Source organism: Terrabacter sp. LjRoot27 (genome assembly GCF_964254175.1).
Classification (GTDB): domain Bacteria; phylum Actinomycetota; class Actinomycetes; order Actinomycetales; family Dermatophilaceae; genus Terrabacter.
The window spans coordinates 2,291,246-2,306,026 of record NZ_CAXUSS020000001.1; the positions used below are offsets into that span (position 1 = coordinate 2,291,246).

The 14,781-nt window shown below is 71.4% G+C and carries 13 protein-coding genes; 9 read left to right on the forward strand and 4 right to left on the reverse strand.

Annotated features, from left to right (window positions below):
• Positions 1 to 19 precede the first annotated feature (19 nt).
• On the forward strand, positions 20 to 2,305 hold the full coding sequence (locus tag ACSQ2D_RS10765) for a RelA/SpoT family protein (protein ID WP_020144302.1): 2,286 nt from the start codon (positions 20 to 22) through the stop codon (positions 2,303 to 2,305).
• Between the two features lie 126 nt (positions 2,306 to 2,431).
• Here the strand turns inward: ACSQ2D_RS10765 and ACSQ2D_RS10770 are convergent, their stop codons facing one another.
• Positions 2,432 to 4,489, reverse strand: a complete 2,058-nt coding sequence (locus ACSQ2D_RS10770; RefSeq protein WP_435985944.1) for a DUF349 domain-containing protein — start codon at positions 4,487 to 4,489, stop codon at positions 2,432 to 2,434.
• Positions 4,486 to 5,328 carry a peptidylprolyl isomerase gene (locus tag ACSQ2D_RS10775; RefSeq protein ID WP_435985945.1) on the reverse strand — a complete coding sequence of 281 codons (843 nt, stop codon included), beginning with the start codon at positions 5,326 to 5,328 and terminating at the stop codon, positions 4,486 to 4,488. The genes ACSQ2D_RS10770 and ACSQ2D_RS10775 overlap by 4 nt, the downstream gene beginning before the upstream one ends.
• A gap of 228 nt (positions 5,329 to 5,556) precedes the next feature.
• On the opposite strand from ACSQ2D_RS10775, the gene ACSQ2D_RS10780 reads away from it, so the two are divergent.
• Positions 5,557 to 6,258: an MBL fold metallo-hydrolase gene (locus tag ACSQ2D_RS10780; RefSeq protein WP_435985946.1), complete on the forward strand. Its 702-nt coding sequence runs from the start codon at positions 5,557 to 5,559 to the stop codon at positions 6,256 to 6,258.
• On the forward strand, positions 6,255 to 7,607 hold the full coding sequence (gene hisS, locus ACSQ2D_RS10785) for a histidine--tRNA ligase (protein ID WP_435985947.1): 1,353 nt from the start codon (positions 6,255 to 6,257) through the stop codon (positions 7,605 to 7,607). Before ACSQ2D_RS10780 ends, hisS begins: the two co-directional genes overlap by 4 nt.
• Positions 7,608 to 7,685: 78 nt before the next feature.
• Here hisS and ACSQ2D_RS10790 read toward each other — a convergent pair whose 3' ends face one another.
• Positions 7,686 to 8,297 carry a hypothetical protein gene (locus ACSQ2D_RS10790; RefSeq protein WP_435985948.1) on the reverse strand — a complete coding sequence of 204 codons (612 nt, stop codon included), beginning with the start codon at positions 8,295 to 8,297 and terminating at the stop codon, positions 7,686 to 7,688.
• Positions 8,294 to 8,557: a hypothetical protein gene (locus ACSQ2D_RS10795; RefSeq protein ID WP_435985949.1), complete on the reverse strand. Its 264-nt coding sequence runs from the start codon at positions 8,555 to 8,557 to the stop codon at positions 8,294 to 8,296. Before ACSQ2D_RS10795 ends, ACSQ2D_RS10790 begins: the two co-directional genes overlap by 4 nt.
• A gap of 311 nt (positions 8,558 to 8,868) precedes the next feature.
• On the opposite strand from ACSQ2D_RS10795, the gene ald reads away from it, so the two are divergent.
• The 6 genes from ald to ACSQ2D_RS10825 all read left to right on the forward strand — a co-directional run bounded on the left by ald (position 8,869) and on the right by ACSQ2D_RS10825 (position 14,749).
• A complete protein-coding gene (ald, locus tag ACSQ2D_RS10800) occupies positions 8,869 to 9,984 on the forward strand; it encodes an alanine dehydrogenase (RefSeq protein ID WP_435985950.1) in 1,116 nt (371 codons plus the stop codon).
• Entirely contained in the window at positions 9,981 to 10,967 is a 987-nt protein-coding gene (gene xerD, locus ACSQ2D_RS10805; RefSeq protein ID WP_435987846.1) for a site-specific tyrosine recombinase XerD, read from the forward strand. Before ald ends, xerD begins: the two co-directional genes overlap by 4 nt.
• A gap of 204 nt (positions 10,968 to 11,171) precedes the next feature.
• Positions 11,172 to 12,008 (forward strand): ParA family protein, encoded by an 837-nt coding sequence (locus tag ACSQ2D_RS10810; RefSeq protein ID WP_435987847.1) that lies wholly within the window; start codon positions 11,172 to 11,174, stop codon positions 12,006 to 12,008.
• A gap of 14 nt (positions 12,009 to 12,022) precedes the next feature.
• Positions 12,023 to 13,141, forward strand: coding sequence for a segregation and condensation protein A (locus tag ACSQ2D_RS10815; RefSeq protein WP_435985951.1), 1,119 nt, complete (start codon positions 12,023 to 12,025; stop codon positions 13,139 to 13,141).
• Complete coding sequence (gene scpB, locus ACSQ2D_RS10820; RefSeq protein WP_435985952.1) at positions 13,134 to 13,790, forward strand: SMC-Scp complex subunit ScpB; 657 nt, start codon at positions 13,134 to 13,136, stop codon at positions 13,788 to 13,790. Before ACSQ2D_RS10815 ends, scpB begins: the two co-directional genes overlap by 8 nt.
• Complete coding sequence (locus ACSQ2D_RS10825) at positions 13,787 to 14,749, forward strand: pseudouridine synthase (protein WP_435985953.1); 963 nt, start codon at positions 13,787 to 13,789, stop codon at positions 14,747 to 14,749. The genes scpB and ACSQ2D_RS10825 overlap by 4 nt, the downstream gene beginning before the upstream one ends.
• Positions 14,750 to 14,781: the final 32 nt, after the last annotated feature.

Here is a 14,781-nt window from a genome sequence, read left to right on the forward strand (position 1 = left end):
GACCGCCTAGACTCTCTTCATGAGCGAGGACGTCCGCAACGAGCTGTCCACCCCGTCGCGGGTGCGCGCCCGTTTCGCCCGGTTCGGGGCCACCCGGCCGGCGGGCAACCCCGTGCTCGAGCCGCTCATGACGGCCGTGCGGCAGAACCACCCCAAGGCCGACCTCTCGGTCATCGAACGGGCCTATGCCGTCGCGGAGAGCGCCCACGAGGGCCAGATGCGCAAGAGCGGCGACGCGTACATCACGCACCCGCTCGCCGTGACGACGATCCTCGCCGAGCTCGGCATGACGCCGCCCACCCTCGCGGCGGCGCTGCTGCACGACACGGTCGAGGACACGGCATACGGCCTCGACGAGCTGCGCCACGACTTCGGTGACGAGATCGCGATGCTCGTCGACGGCGTGACCAAGCTCGACAAGGTGACGTACGGCGAGGCCGCCCAGGCCGAGACCGTGCGCAAGATGGTCATCGCGATGGCGCGCGACATCCGCGTCCTCGTCATCAAGCTCGCCGACCGGCTGCACAACGCCCGCACGTGGCGCTACGTCAGCCCCGAGTCGGCCAAGCGCAAGGCCAACGAGACGCTCGAGATCTACGCGCCGCTCGCGCACCGCCTCGGCATGAACACCATCAAGTGGGAGCTCGAGGACCTCTCGTTCGCGACGCTCTACCCGAAGGTGTACGACGAGATCGTGCGCCTCGTCGCCGAGCGCGCCCCCGCCCGCGAGGAGTACCTCGCCGGCGTCCGCACCCAGGTCACCGAGGACCTCACGGCCGCCAAGATCAAGGCCGTCGTCACGGGCCGGCCCAAGCACTACTACTCCGTGTACCAGAAGATGATCGTGCGGGGCCGCGACTTCGAGGAGATCTACGACCTCGTCGCCGTCCGGGTCCTCGTCGACACGGTGCGCGACTGCTACGCGGCGCTGGGCGCCCTCCACTCGCGGTGGAACCCGGTGCCGGGGCGCTTCAAGGACTACATCGCGATGCCGAAGTTCAACATGTACCAGTCGCTCCACACGACGGTCATCGGCCCGCAGGGCAAGCCGGTCGAGATCCAGATCCGCACGCACACGATGCACCGCCGCGCCGAGTACGGCGTCGCCGCGCACTGGAAGTACAAGGACCAGAGCAACGGCGGCGGTCCCGCGCGTCCCGGCGAGATCACGCCCCAGAACGACATGGCCTGGCTGCGCCAGCTGCTCGACTGGCAGCGCGAGACCGAGGACCCGGGCGAGTTCCTCGACTCGCTGCGCTTCGAGATGGGCAGCAGCGAGGTCTACGTCTTCACGCCGAAGGGCTCGGTCGTCGCGCTCCCGATGGGCGGCACTCCCGTCGACTTCGCGTATGCCGTCCACACCGAGGTCGGGCACCACTGCATCGGGGCGCGCGTCAACGGGCGCCTCGTGCCCCTCGAGTCGACGCTCGAGAACGGCGACGTCGTCGAGGTGCTGACGTCCAAGGCCGACGGTGCCGGTCCGTCGCGCGACTGGCTCCAGTTCGTCAAGAGCCCGCGCGCCCGCAACAAGATCAAGCAGTGGTTCTCCAAGGAGCGCCGCGAGGAGGCCATCGAGGCCGGCAAGGACTCGATCGCCAAGGCGCTGCGCAAGCAGAACCTCCCGCTCCAGCGGCTCATGAGCCACGAGTCGATGACCGCCGTCGCAACCGACCTGCGCTACCAGGACATCGAGGCGCTGTATGCCGCCGTGGGCGAGGGGCACGTCTCCGCGCAGCACGTCGTCGGCAAGGTCGTCGCGTCGATGGGTGGCGTCGACGGCGCGACCGAGGACCTCGCCGAGGCCACCGTCCCGACGCGCGCGGCCAGCCGCCGCAAGCCCGGCGACCCCGGCGTCGTCGTCGTCGGCACGGCCGACGTGTGGGTCAAGCTCGCCAAGTGCTGCACCCCGGTGCCCGGCGACCCGATCATCGGCTTCGTGACGCGTGGCAACGGTGTCTCCGTGCACCGCGTCGACTGCACCAACGCCGACCAGCTGACGGCCAACCCCGAGCGGCTCATCGACGTCGAGTGGGCGCCGAGCTCGGCCAGCGTCTTCCTCGTGCAGCTGCAGGTCGAGGCGCTCGACCGCAACCGCCTCCTCAGCGACGTGACCCGCGTCCTGTCGGACCAGCACGTCAACATCCTGTCGGCGTCCGTCCAGACCTCGCGCGACCGGGTGGCCATCTCGCGCTTCACCTTCGAGATGGGCGATCCCGCGCACCTCGACCACGTCATGCAGGCGGTCCGCAAGATCGACGGGGTCTTCGACGTCTATCGCGTCAACGGCGGCAAGTCGACGATGTAGGCGAGGCCCGGTTGCCCGAGCCACCCGCCTGAACCGTCGAAAGGCCACAAACCGGGGGCTGGGCGGGCCTCAGGCCCGCCTTCGCTCCCCGGTTTGTGGCCTTTCGACGGTGGGGTGGTCGAGTGGTCAGCCGCCGAACTCGGCGACGCCCGCGCGGGCCTGGTCGAGCCAGACCTGACGCGCGTCGAGGGCCTCGCGGGCCTTCTTGATCTTGCTCGCGCTGCCGGACGCCTCGGCCTTGGCCAGGTCGTCCTGGAGGTCGGCGACGGCACGCTCGAGCTGGTCGACCATGGCCCGGGCGCGAGCTGCGACCTCGGGGTTGCTCGACTTCCACCTGCGGTCCTCGGCGTCCCGCACCGTCTGCTCGACGCGGCGCATGGCCTTCTCGACCCGCTCCATGTCGGACCGCGGGACCTTGCCGGCGGCATCCCACTTGTCCTGGACGACCCGCAGCTGGGCCTTGGCCTTCTCGAGGTCGGTCACGGGCAGGATCGCCTCGGCCTCGACGAGGAGAGCCTCCTTGACCGTGAGGTTGCCGCGGTACTGCTCCTCTTCGGCGGCGACGACCTCGTCCTTGGCGGCGAAGAAGGCGTCCTGCGCGGCCTTGAAGCGGGCCCACAGCTTGTCGTCGTCGGACCGGCTGGCCCGGCCGGCGCGCCGCCACTCGTCCATGAGGCGCTTGAAGGCGCCCGCGGTGGCCGCCCAGTCGGTGCTCGTCGCCAGCTTCTCGGCCTCGGCCACGAGCCGCTCCTTCGCGCCCTTGGCGTCGGCGTGCTGCGCGTCGAGACCCGCGAAGTGGCTGCGTCGTGCCTTGTCGAAGCCGTTGCGCGCGCTGCTGAAGCGCTGCCACAGGTTCGACTCCGTCTCGCGGTCGAGCCGGGTGGCAGAGCGCTGGTGCGCCTTCCACTCGTCGAGCAGCTCACGCATCCGGGCGCCGCTGCTCTTCCACTGGATCCGGTTCTCGGGCTGCCCGGCGATCGACTCGGCCTCGGCCACGATCTTCTCGCGCTCGGCCGTGGCGGCCGCCCGCGCCTCGGCGCGGTGCTGCTGCTCGACGTTGCGCTTGGCCGCGAGGCCGGACTGGATCTCGTCGAGCTTCGTGGCCAGGGCGTCGAGGTCACCGACGACGGTCGCGTCCTTGACCTGGGCCGCCAGGGTCTTGAGGGCCTCGGCGACGTCCTTGGACGGCACCTCGGGCTGCGAGAGCCGCTGTTCGAGCAGCACCGCCGAGGCGAAGAGCTCGTCGTACTTGCGCGCGAAGTAGGTCAGCGCCTCCTGGTCGCTCGCGCCGGGGTAGGAGCCGACCTCCTGCTCCTCGCCGTCCTTGGTGCGCACGAAGACCGTGCCGTTCTCGTCGACGCGCCCGAACGCCGCCGAGGCGGAGTGGTCGGTCGTGATCGGCGCCGGTGCGGCAGGCGTCACCGTCGGGTGCGCCACGACCTTGGCCAGCGCTGCCGGGGTCGGGATCGCCGAGGGCTTGGGGACGCTCGCCGGCGAGGGCGCGGCGGGCGCGGCCTCGGTGGCGGGCGCGGCCTCGGTGGCGGGTGCTGCCTCGGTGGCCGGGGTCGCCTCGGTGGCGGGTGCTGCCTCGGTGGCCGGGGTCGCCTCGGTGGCAGCTCCGGACTCCGTGCTGCTGACGGACGCCACGGCATCGGCGGTCTCGACCGCCGCTGCCACCGGCTCGCCACCCTCCACCGCGGCCGGGGCGGCGCCGGCCGGCTCGGCTGCCTCGGGCTCGGACACGGGCGCCGCGGCCGCTGCCTCGGGTGCCGTGCCCGCAGCGACGGCGCTCTCCGGCTCCGTCGTTGCGACCGGCTCGCTCTGGACCGTGGGCTCGGCCTCCTTCGGCTCGGCGTGCGCGGGCTCCGCCTCCGCGACGGGCTCTGCGACGGGTTCTGCGACGGGTTCTGCGACGGGCTCGGTCACCGCGGACTCCGTGGGCTCGCTGGCCGTCTCGGTCGTGTCGCCGGACTCCGTGGCCTCCACCGACGCGACGGCGTCAGCCGTCTCGGTCGCGGGCTCGGGTGTCGCTGCAGGCTCGGGCGTGGCCGGGCTCTCGACCGTCTCGACCGTGTCGACCGTGTCGGCGTTCTCGGCGGCCGGTTCGACCGCTGCCTCGCCGTGCTCGGCCTCCGTCCCGGGGTCGGTGGTGTCGTCCGGCTCGGGCTGCTTGATGTCGGTCATGCCTTCTTCTCCGTCACGCTGACGCTGAGGATGCTGATCGGGGAGACGGGGGTTCCGTCCGTCGGGCTCGGGGGCAGGGCCTTGTTCGCGGCGATCTTCTCGACGATGTTGAGGCCCTTGGTCACCTTCCCGAAGATCGTGTAGCCACCGCCGTCGGTGGGCAACTGGGTTTCCTTGTAGGTGATGAAGAACTGGCCGCCGTTGCTGTTCGGGTCGGAGGTGCGCGCCATGGCGAGCACGCCGGTGGCGTACTTCCCGTCCTTGGGCGCGTTCTCGATGCCGAAGGTGTAGCCGGGGCCACCCTGACCGGTGCCGGTGGGGTCACCGCACTGGAGCACGTAGATGCCCTCGGTCGTGACGCGGTGGCACGGGCTCGGGGCCCAGAAGCCGGTCTTGGCCAGGTTGATGAACGAGGCGACGGTCTGCGGCGCCTTCGTCCCGTCGAGCTCGAAGGTGAGGTCACCGCACGTGGTCTTGACGGTCGCGACAAAGGTCTTGCCGGCCGCCGTGGCCTTGGCCGGGACCTCCTTCTGCTGCTTCGGGGTGGTCTGGTTCGCCGGGGGAGCGGTGCAGCCGGCCGCGAGCTTCTGCCCCTCGGCGAGCCCGCCCGAGCTCGTCGGGGTGCTCGCCGGAGTCGTCGACCCGGCCGCGGGAGTGGCTGCGTCGGAGCTGCCGACGAGCTTGGGCACGACGATGACCGCAGCGATGATGAGGATGACCGCGAGGATCACACCGAAGACCTGCTTGTCGCGCGTCGAGTCGCTCACCGGCGGCTTGGCGGTCTTCTGCTGTTCCTCGTGGCGGCGGCGCGCACGTGCGCGTTCCTGCTCTTTGGTCACGAACCTCTCCTCGTACGGGCCACATGGGCTGTCCCCGGGCGTTCGGTCATTTTATGGAACGACTGCGGTGCGCACGCAGCGGGACGGGTCACGAGTCCGTGACATCTCCCCTCCGACGCGCGGATTTGCGCCCGGAACCCCCGCTGACGGCATACCCGCGGTCGTCCGTCCCCACTCCCGAGCACGTATGCCGCGTGCCCCGGCGCGCGTCGTCGCTAGGCTCCCAGCGTGCTGACCATTGCCTTCCCGGCCCGGGCGTTCGACACCAACTGCTACGTCCTCGCCCCCGGCGCGGGGGAGGAGTGCGTCATCGTCGACCCGGGGATCGGGGTCGAGGAGACGCTGCGCGAGGTGCTGGCGGAGCACCGGCTGCGGCCGGCCGCGGTGCTGCTCACGCACGGGCACGTCGACCACGTCTACTCCGTGACGCCCGTCTGCGGGTCCGACACCGCCGCCTACATCCATGCCGACGACCGCTACCGGCTCCACGACCTGCTGGGACAGAGCAACCCTGGCCTGATCGCCATGCTCGAGCAGCAGTTCGGCGCCGCGGCGACGTGGACCGAGCCGACCAACGTCGTCGAGATCACCGACGGCACCCGACTGACGCTCGCCGGCCTGGAGCTCGACGTGCTCCACGCACCCGGGCACACCGAGGGCTCGGTCATGTTCGGGATCGACCGGGTGCCCGACGGCATCCGCGACCAGGTGGACGTGGACCGGACGATGGTGACCGGCGACGTGCTCTTCGCCGGTTCGGTGGGACGCACCGACCTGCCGGGCGGCGACCCGGCGGCGATGCAGCGCAGCCTGCGCGACGTGGTGCTGCCGCTGCCCGACACGACGCTCGTGCTGCCGGGCCACTACCAGGCGACGACGATGGCCCACGAGCGCGCCACCAACCCCTACCTGAGAGACTTGCCCGCGTGAGCACGCGTCCCGCCTCGAAGTCCGGCAAGGTCACCCCGATCAGCGGCTTCCCCGAGTACCTCCCGTCCGAGCGCATCGTCGAGCAGCGCTTCCTCGACGTCATCCGGGAGACCTTCGAGCTGCACGGGTTCTCGTCGGTCGAGACCCGGTCCATCGAGCCCATCGAGCGCCTCAGCGCCCAGGGCGAGGACGCCGACAAGGAGATCTACGCCGTGTCCCGCCTGGCCGGCGGCAGCGACGACGACGCCCGCTGGGGCCTGCACTTCGACATGACCGTGCCGTTCGCACGCTACGTCCTCGAGAACGCCGGCAAGCTCGCCTTCCCCTTCCGCCGCTACCAGATCCAGAAGGCGTGGCGCGGGGAGCGGCCCCAGGAGGGTCGCTACCGCGAGTTCACCCAGGCCGACATCGACGTCGTGGACGTCGGCTCGCTCTCGCCGCACTTCGAGGCCGAGATGCCGCTCGTCATCGCCGACGTCTTCAGCCGGTTCCCGGTGGGCGAGTTCGTCATCCAGGTCAACGACCGCAAGATCCCCAACGGCTTCTACCAGGGCATCGGCATCACCGACGTCATCGGGACGCTGCGCATCGTCGACAAGCTCGACAAGATCGGCCCCGAGAAGGTCAAGGCCCTGCTCGTCGAGTCGGGCACGACGGACGAGCAGGCCGACCAGTGCCTCGCGCTCGCCGCGATCCGCTCGACCGACCTCGGCTTCGTCGAGCAGGTCCGCGCCCTCGGCGTCGAGCACCCGCTCCTCGACGAGGGGCTCGACTCCCTCGCCAACGTCATCCGCACCGGCATGGCCCACGCCCCCGGCAAGCTCGTCGCCGACCTGCGCATCGCGCGCGGCCTCGACTACTACACCGGCACGGTGTACGAGACCCAGTTCGTCGGCCACGAGTCGTGGGGCTCGTTCTGCTCCGGCGGCCGCTACGACGCCCTCGCCAGCGACGGCAAGAACACCTACCCGGGCGTCGGCATCTCCATCGGCGTGACCCGCATCCTCGGCCTGCTCATCGGCCGTGGGCTCGTCACCGCGTCGCGGTCCACGCCCGCCGCCGTGCTCGTCGCGCTGACCGACGACGAGTCGCGCGAGGGTGCCGTCGCGGTGGCCACGGCCCTGCGCCGGCGCGGGATCGCCTGCGAGGTCGCCCCGTCGGCGGCCCGCTTCGGCAAGCAGATCCGCTACGCCGAGCGTCGCGGGATCCCGTACGTCTGGTTCCCCGGGGCGGGGCAGTCCGGTGACGAGGTCAAGGACATCCGCAGCGGCGAGCAGGTCCCGGCCTCCGCCGACGCGTGGACCCCGCCGGCAGAGGACCTCGTGCCGCAGGTCACCCGCGCCGACTGAGCCCCCGACCGAGCCCCCGACCGAGCCCCCGACCGAGCCCCCGACCGACCGCCCCGCGCGACCAGGCGCGTGGCGAGGTCAGGTGCCGGGCGGCGGGCGCAGACCCTGGTCGCGCAGCTCGAGCAGGGCGAGCTCCCGGATGACGTCACGGTCCTGGCGTCGCCACGCCCCCGCCGGGTCGTCGGAGACACGGGCGAGTGCGCGCATCGGCTGTGTCGCCATCGCACGGAAGGCGAAGAGGTCGAGGTCCTCGCCGGCGTCGATGAAGCGTTGCGACTGGGTCGCGTTGCGCACGAAGCGAACCCGGACGTAGAGCCAGACCACGAGGACGAGCAGGATCGGCACGAGCGCCGTGCCGAACCCGAGTCCCCGGGCGAGCGTGTCGACGGTGTCGGCCATCGACGTCCCCGCCTCCTGCAGGGTCGTGCCCGATCCGGCCGCCTGGGTCAGCCACGTCTTCAGCTGGTCACCCACGAGGGGCAGCTGCCCCGCCTGGTCGCCCGCGCCCGTGAGGGCGCCGTTGACCGACTGGCCCGCCGACGTGATCGAGTCCGCGGGGGCACGCAGCTGCTCGACGGTGTCGTGGACCTGGCGACCGGCATACGCCCAGAGACCGATCCAGAGGAGCATGAGCACGTCGGACAGCAGCTGTCGGGTGCGGCGGGCGGGGGTGTCTGCGTAGAGCTTCACGGACCCATGTTGGCGAAGACGACGACGAAGAACACGACAAGGGCGATGAAAGCGGCGAACCCGCCCACCAGGGAGCCCACGACGAAGCCCCCCGCGAACGAGCGCAGTGCCGGGAAGGCCGAGGCCGCCGCGGCGACCGCGAGGCCGATCGCAAGCAGCACGAACGCCCCGGGTGGCTCCACGCCCTGGAAGGTCGGTCCCCAGACGGCAGGCACGGCGAAGACCGCGCCGGCGACGACGCCGTGGCGCCGTGTCAGCACGGGCCCCTCCGCCCTCGGGTGCCTCGAGGGCCTCGGCGGCCTCGGCGGCCGTGAACCGGCCGGCGCCACCGGCCAGGTGTATCCCTCGTGCCCCGGCGGATCGGTCACGACCCCTCCTTCTCCGAGCTCGTCGACCGCGGTTGGCGGTGAGCACACTGTGGCACGGGTCCAAGGCCGGTCGGAGGCAGTTGCACGAGGTCGTGACCGGGCCGTGACGCCCACGGATACAGTGGCCTCGCGGCCCCTGCGGGCCTCTTCTCACCACGGCAACGGCGCCGTGGCCGAGTCAGTCCGGAAGGAAGTGCAGCAGCATGAAGGTCGGCATCCCCCGCGAGGTCAAGAACCACGAGTACCGCGTCGCCATCACGCCCTCGGGAGTCCACGAGCTCACCGAGAACGGTCACGACGTCATCGTCGAGAAGGACGCCGGGGTCGGCTCGCAGATCAGTGACGACGACTACGTCGCGGCCGGCGCGCGCATCCTCGGCTCGGCCGACGACGTGTGGGGCGAGGCCGACATGGTCCTCAAGGTCAAGGAGCCCGTGGCGGAGGAGTACCACCGGATGCGGGAGGGCCTGACCCTCTTCACGTACCTGCACCTCGCGGCCGACAAGCCGCTCACCGAGGAGCTCGTCAAGCGCAAGGTCACGGGCATCGCGTACGAGACCGTTCAGCTGCCGTCCGGTGCGCTGCCGCTGCTCTACCCGATGTCCGAGGTGGCCGGCTGCCTCGCTCCGCAGGTCGGCGCCCACGCGCTGATGCGCGCCCAGGGCGGCCGCGGCGTGCTCATGGGCGGTGTCGGCGGCGTGGCCAACGCCAAGGTCGTCATCCTCGGCGCCGGTGTCTCGGGCCAGAACGCCGCCAACATCGCCCTCGGCATGGGCGCCGACGTCACGCTGCTCGACACCGACCTCGACAAGCTGCGGATGTCCTTCTGGCGCTACGAGAACCAGGTCCACGGTCTGGCCTCGAACCGTCTGACGGTGCAGCAGCAGGTCCAGGAGGCCGACATGGTCATCGGCGCCGTGCTCATCCCCGGCGCGGCCGCTCCCAAGCTCGTCTCCAACGAGCTCGTGTCGCAGATGAAGCCGGGCTCCGTGCTCGTCGACATCGCCATCGACCAGGGCGGCTGCTTCGAGGACAGCCACGCCACGACGCACGCCGACCCCACCTACACGGTGCACAACTCGGTCTTCTACTGCGTCGCCAACATGCCGGGCGCGGTGCCCAACACCTCCACCTACGCCCTGACCAACTCGACCCTGCCGTATGCCGTGAAGCTCGCCAACCAGGGCTGGCGCGACGCCCTGCGCGCCGACCACGCGCTCGGCCTCGGGCTCAACACGCACGACGGGCACGTCACCTACGCCGGTGTCGCCGAGGCCCACGGCATGGCGTCGGTCGGTCTCGACGAGGCGCTCTCCTGACCGAGCAGGTCCTCACCGAGCCACCCGCGGCACGTCCCTCGCGCCTCGAGCGCGACGTCCGCGGGTGGCTCGACCACGTCCGCGTCGAGAAGGGCGCGTCGGACAACACCCTCAAGTCCTACGCCCGCGACCTGCGCTCCTACGCGGCGTTCCTGGCCGCCAAGGGGATCGACGACGCGAGCCGGGTCACCGAGGCCGACGTCACCGACTTCCTCGCGTCCCTGCGCGAGCGCGGGCTCGCCGCCTCCTCCGCGGCGCGCACCCTCGTCGCCGTGCGTGGCTTCCACCGCTTCCTCGCGCTGGAGGGTGAGGTGGCCGGCGACCCAGCTGCCAACGTCGCCCCGCCCAAGCCACCCGCCCGGCTGCCCAAGGCGATCCCGATCGAGGCCGTGGAGCGGCTGCTCGCGGCGGCATCCGTCGGCGACACGCCCGAGTCGCTGCGCGATCGCGCACTCCTCGAGGTCCTCTACGGCGTCGGCGCGCGCATCAGCGAGGCCGTCGACCTCGACGTCGACGACATCGAGACCGCCGGCCCCGCAGACACCTCCGGCACCGCACCGACGGGTGGGGGAGTGGCGTCCGTCCGGCTGCACGGCAAGGGCGGCAAGGAGCGCGTCGTCCCCGTCGGGCGCTACGCGGTCGAGGCCGTGACGGCCTACCTCGTCCGAGGTCGACCGGCCCTCGCCACGCACGGCAAGGGGGGTCCGGCGCTCTTCCTCAACCAGCGCGGCGCCCGGCTCTCGCGGCAGTCGGCCTGGGCCATCATCCGGCGCGCCGCCGAGCGGGCCGACCTCACCGAGCACGTGTCCCCCCACACGCTGCGCCACTCCTTCGCCACGCACCTGCTCGACGGCGGGGCGGACGTCCGGGTCGTCCAGGAGCTGCTCGGGCACGCCTCCGTCACGACGACGCAGATCTACACGATGGTCTCGGTGCACCGACTCCGCGAGGTCTATGCGGGCGCCCACCCCCGTGCCCGCTGATAAGGTCACACGTGATCAGCGCGAGGCTGACCGCAGCATCCCAGGGCAAGGCCGAGCGGAGTGGAACACCCGGTGAACGAGGAGTCACACGACACCATGCAGTCCGTGCCGTCCGAGGACCTCGACCAGCCCCGACAGAGTCCGGTCAGTGCCTCCCCGCGGGTCGCGCACCTGCCGGGCACCGAGTCCGCCGGCTCCGGCGCCATGGGCCCGACCGGCCGGCCGCTGCCGGACTTCCCGAACCCCGCGCCGCTCTCGAGCCACGGTCCCGCGCGCATCATCGCCATGTGCAACCAGAAGGGCGGCGTCGGCAAGACGACGACGACGATCAACCTCGGCGCCGCGCTCGCCGAGCTCGGTCGCAAGGTCCTCGTCATCGACTTCGACCCGCAGGGCGCGCTCTCGGTCGGGCTGGGCGTCAACGCGCAGGAGCTCGACACGACGATCTACAACCTCCTCATCGAGCGCGGCCACGAGATCCACGACGTCATCCAGCACACGCGCACGCCCAACCTCGACCTGGTCCCGGCCAACATCGACCTGTCCGCGGCCGAGGTCCAGCTCGTCGGCGAGGTCGCCCGCGAGCAGATCCTCGCCCGCGTGCTGCGCCCCGTCGTCGACGAGTACGACCTCGTGCTCATCGACTGCCAGCCCTCGCTCGGCCTGCTCACGGTCAACGCGCTGACGGCCGCGCACGGCGTCATCATCCCGCTCGAGTGCGAGTTCTTCGCGATGCGCGGCGTCGCCCTGCTCATCGACACGATCGACAAGATCACCGACCGCCTCAACCCGCGCCTGCAGGTCGACGGCATCCTCGCCACGATGTACGACAGCCGCACGCTGCACAGCCGGGAGGTCGTGCGCTCGGTCGTCGACCACTTCGGCGAGCAGGTCTTCCACACGGTGATCAGCCGCACCGTGAAGTTCCCCGACGCGACGCTGGCCGCCGAGCCGATCACGTCCTACTCGTCCGAGCACTCCGGTGCCAACGCCTACCGCCAGCTCGCCCGTGAGCTCATCGCGCGCGGCGGCGCGGCCTGATCCGCAGTGATCTGATGACCGAGCAGGACACCGTCGACCGCACCGCGGTCGACGCCGACGACGCTGCCGTGCCCTCCCAGCCCTCCCAGCCCGGGCAGCCCGCCCAGCCTTCAGCGACCGGCGATCCCGACGACCTCACGCTCGCCGCGGTGCCTCGCCGGACGGCGCCGGAGGAGCTGACCCCCGGCGGTGTCATCACGCGCCGTTCGGCCGCGCCGTTCGAGGTCCACCTCGACGTCTTCTCCGGGCCCTTCGACCTGCTGCTCGGCCTCATCAGCAAGCACAAGCTCGACATCACCGAGGTCGCCCTCGCCAAGGTCACCGACGAGTTCGTGGCCCACATCAAGACCGCCCAGGCGGCCAACAGCGACTGGGACCTCGGCCAGGCGTCGGAGTTCCTCCTCATCGCGGCGACCCTGCTCGACCTCAAGGCCTCGCGCCTGCTCCCGCAGTCGGGCCCGCAGGACGACGAGGACCTCGCCCTCATCGAGGCCCGCGACCTGCTCTTCGCCCGGCTCCTGCAGTACCGCGCCTACAAGGACATCGCCGCCACCTTCCGCGAGCGGATGGCCACGGCCGGGCGCATCACCCCGCGCCAGGCCGGCCTCGAGCCGGAGTTCGCCGCCCTGCTGCCCGAGCTCGTCATCGCGATCACGCCCGAGCAGTTCGCGATGATCGCGGCACGCGCGATGACGCCGAAGGTGGTGCCGACGGTCGGTCTCGAGCACCTCCACGCCCCCCAGGTCAGCGTCCGGGAGCAGGCCGCGATCATCGTCGAGCGGCTGCGCCACCGCGGCCAGGTCTCGTTCCGCAGCCTCGTCGCCGACGCCGACAGCACCCTCGTCATCGTGGCGCGCTTCCTCGCCCTGCTCGAGCTGTTCAAGGAGGCCGCCATCGCCTTCGAGCAGGCGGAGGCCCTGGGCGAGCTCGACATCCGCTGGACCGGCACCGACGACGGCGACATCGCCATCGACGACGAGTTCGACGAGGACGACGAGGTCGACGAGGACGACGAGGACGCAGGCACCGAGGGTGACGCGGTCGACGACGAGCCAGCCGGCGACGCGTCCATGCACGACACCGAGGAGACGGGTGGCGACGCCACCGCACGAAGAGGAGCAGACGATGAGTGACCAGTCGGCGCAGGGGCCCGACGCGACCGTCGAGCCCGAGGGGCTCGGTGACCGCGAGGGTGCCGACGAGCAGATCGCCTTCGACATCAACGACTTCCCGGGTGGCGCCCGCTCGGCGCTCGAGGCCGTGCTCATGGTCGTCGACGAGCCGGTGACCGAGGTCGCCCTCGCGTCCGCGCTCGAGCTGCCCGTCGACGACGTGCGGGGCCACCTGCACGCCCTCGAGGAGGAGTATGCCGCCGCGCAGCGCGGGTTCACCCTGCGCAGCGTCGCGGGTGGGTGGCGCGTCTACAGCCGGTCCGACTTCGCGCCCGTGGTCGAGAAGTTCGTCCTCGACGGCCAGCAGGCCAAGCTGACCCAGGCCTCGCTCGAGACGCTCGCCGTCATCGCCTACCGCCAGCCCGTGTCCCGCGCGCGGGTCAGTGCCGTGCGGGGCGTCAACGTCGACGGCGTCGTGCGCACCCTGGCCTCGCGAGGCCTCATCGAGGAGGTCGAGGACGTGGGCGAGAGCGGTGCCATGCTCTTCCGCACGACCCCCTACTTCCTCCAGCGGATGGGACTGTCGTCGCTCGACGACCTCCCGGCGTTGGCGCCCTACCTCCCGGACGCCGACGTCATCGACGAGCTCATCGAGGAAGGACACGCATGAGCGAGTACTCCAGATCCCCCCGCCAGCCGCGCAAGAAGGGCTCCGGGCCCTCCGGGGGCCCGGGAAGCGTCGGTGGCGCCCGCCGCGGCGGCCGGCCCGTGTCGGGCGGCAAGACCGGCGGCGGCAAGAGCGGCGGCAAGTCCTCCGGCCCGCGCTTCGCCGGATCGACCAAGGCCAGCCAGCCCACCAGGCTGCCGGACCGCAAGGCCGCTCCCGAGATCGACGTCCACGACCCCGACGGCGTGCGCCTGCAGAAGCTCATGGCCGCCGGCGGTGTCGGCTCGCGGCGCGTCTGCGAGAACCTCATCGAGCAGGGACGCGTCCAGGTCGACGGCCAGGTCGTGACCGAGCTCGGGGTGCGCATCAACCCGCAGACCCAGGTGGTCCACGTCGACGGCGTGCGGGTCAACCTCGACGAGGACCGCGTCTACCTCGCCTTCAACAAGCCCAAGGGCGTCGTCACCACGATGCACGACGAGCTCGGCCGCATCTCGCTCGAGGACTACGTCGGCAACCGCGAGCAGCGCCTCTTCCACGTCGGGCGCCTCGACGCCGACACCGAGGGCCTGCTGCTGCTCACGAACGACGGCGACCTCGCCCACCGACTGCAGCACCCGGCATACGGCGTCCTCAAGACGTACGTCGCGACGATCCGCGGCCCCGTGCAGCGTGACGTCGGCAAGCGTCTGCGTGAGGGCGTCGAGCTCGAGGACGGTCCCGTCAGCGTCGACTCGTTCCGGATCGTCGACCACCAGCCGGGCAAGGCCATGGTCGAGGTCGTCCTGCACGAGGGTCGCAAGCACGTCGTGCGCCGGATGCTCGAGGCCGTCGGGCACCCGGTCCTCGAGCTCGTCCGCACCGAGGTGGGGCCGATCCGTCTCGCCGACCTGAAGTCCGGGCGCACCCGACGGCTCAACAAGGCCGAGATCGGGGCGCTCTACAAGGCCGCCGGTCTGTGATCCGGACGTCCCGGCCCTGGGACGACCCGCTC

Coding starts and splice junctions, on each gene's coding strand:
- ACSQ2D_RS10765 (WP_020144302.1), top strand. CDS start 20: ATGAGCGAGGACGTCCGCAACGAGCTGTCCACCCCGTCGCGGGTGCGC.
- ACSQ2D_RS10770 (WP_435985944.1), bottom strand. CDS start 4,489: ATGACCGACATCAAGCAGCCCGAGCCGGACGACACCACCGACCCCGGG.
- ald (WP_435985950.1), top strand. CDS start 8,869: ATGAAGGTCGGCATCCCCCGCGAGGTCAAGAACCACGAGTACCGCGTC.
- ACSQ2D_RS10810 (WP_435987847.1), top strand. CDS start 11,172: ATGGGCCCGACCGGCCGGCCGCTGCCGGACTTCCCGAACCCCGCGCCG.
- ACSQ2D_RS10815 (WP_435985951.1), top strand. CDS start 12,023: ATGACCGAGCAGGACACCGTCGACCGCACCGCGGTCGACGCCGACGAC.
- scpB (WP_435985952.1), top strand. CDS start 13,134: ATGAGTGACCAGTCGGCGCAGGGGCCCGACGCGACCGTCGAGCCCGAG.
- ACSQ2D_RS10825 (WP_435985953.1), top strand. CDS start 13,787: ATGAGCGAGTACTCCAGATCCCCCCGCCAGCCGCGCAAGAAGGGCTCC.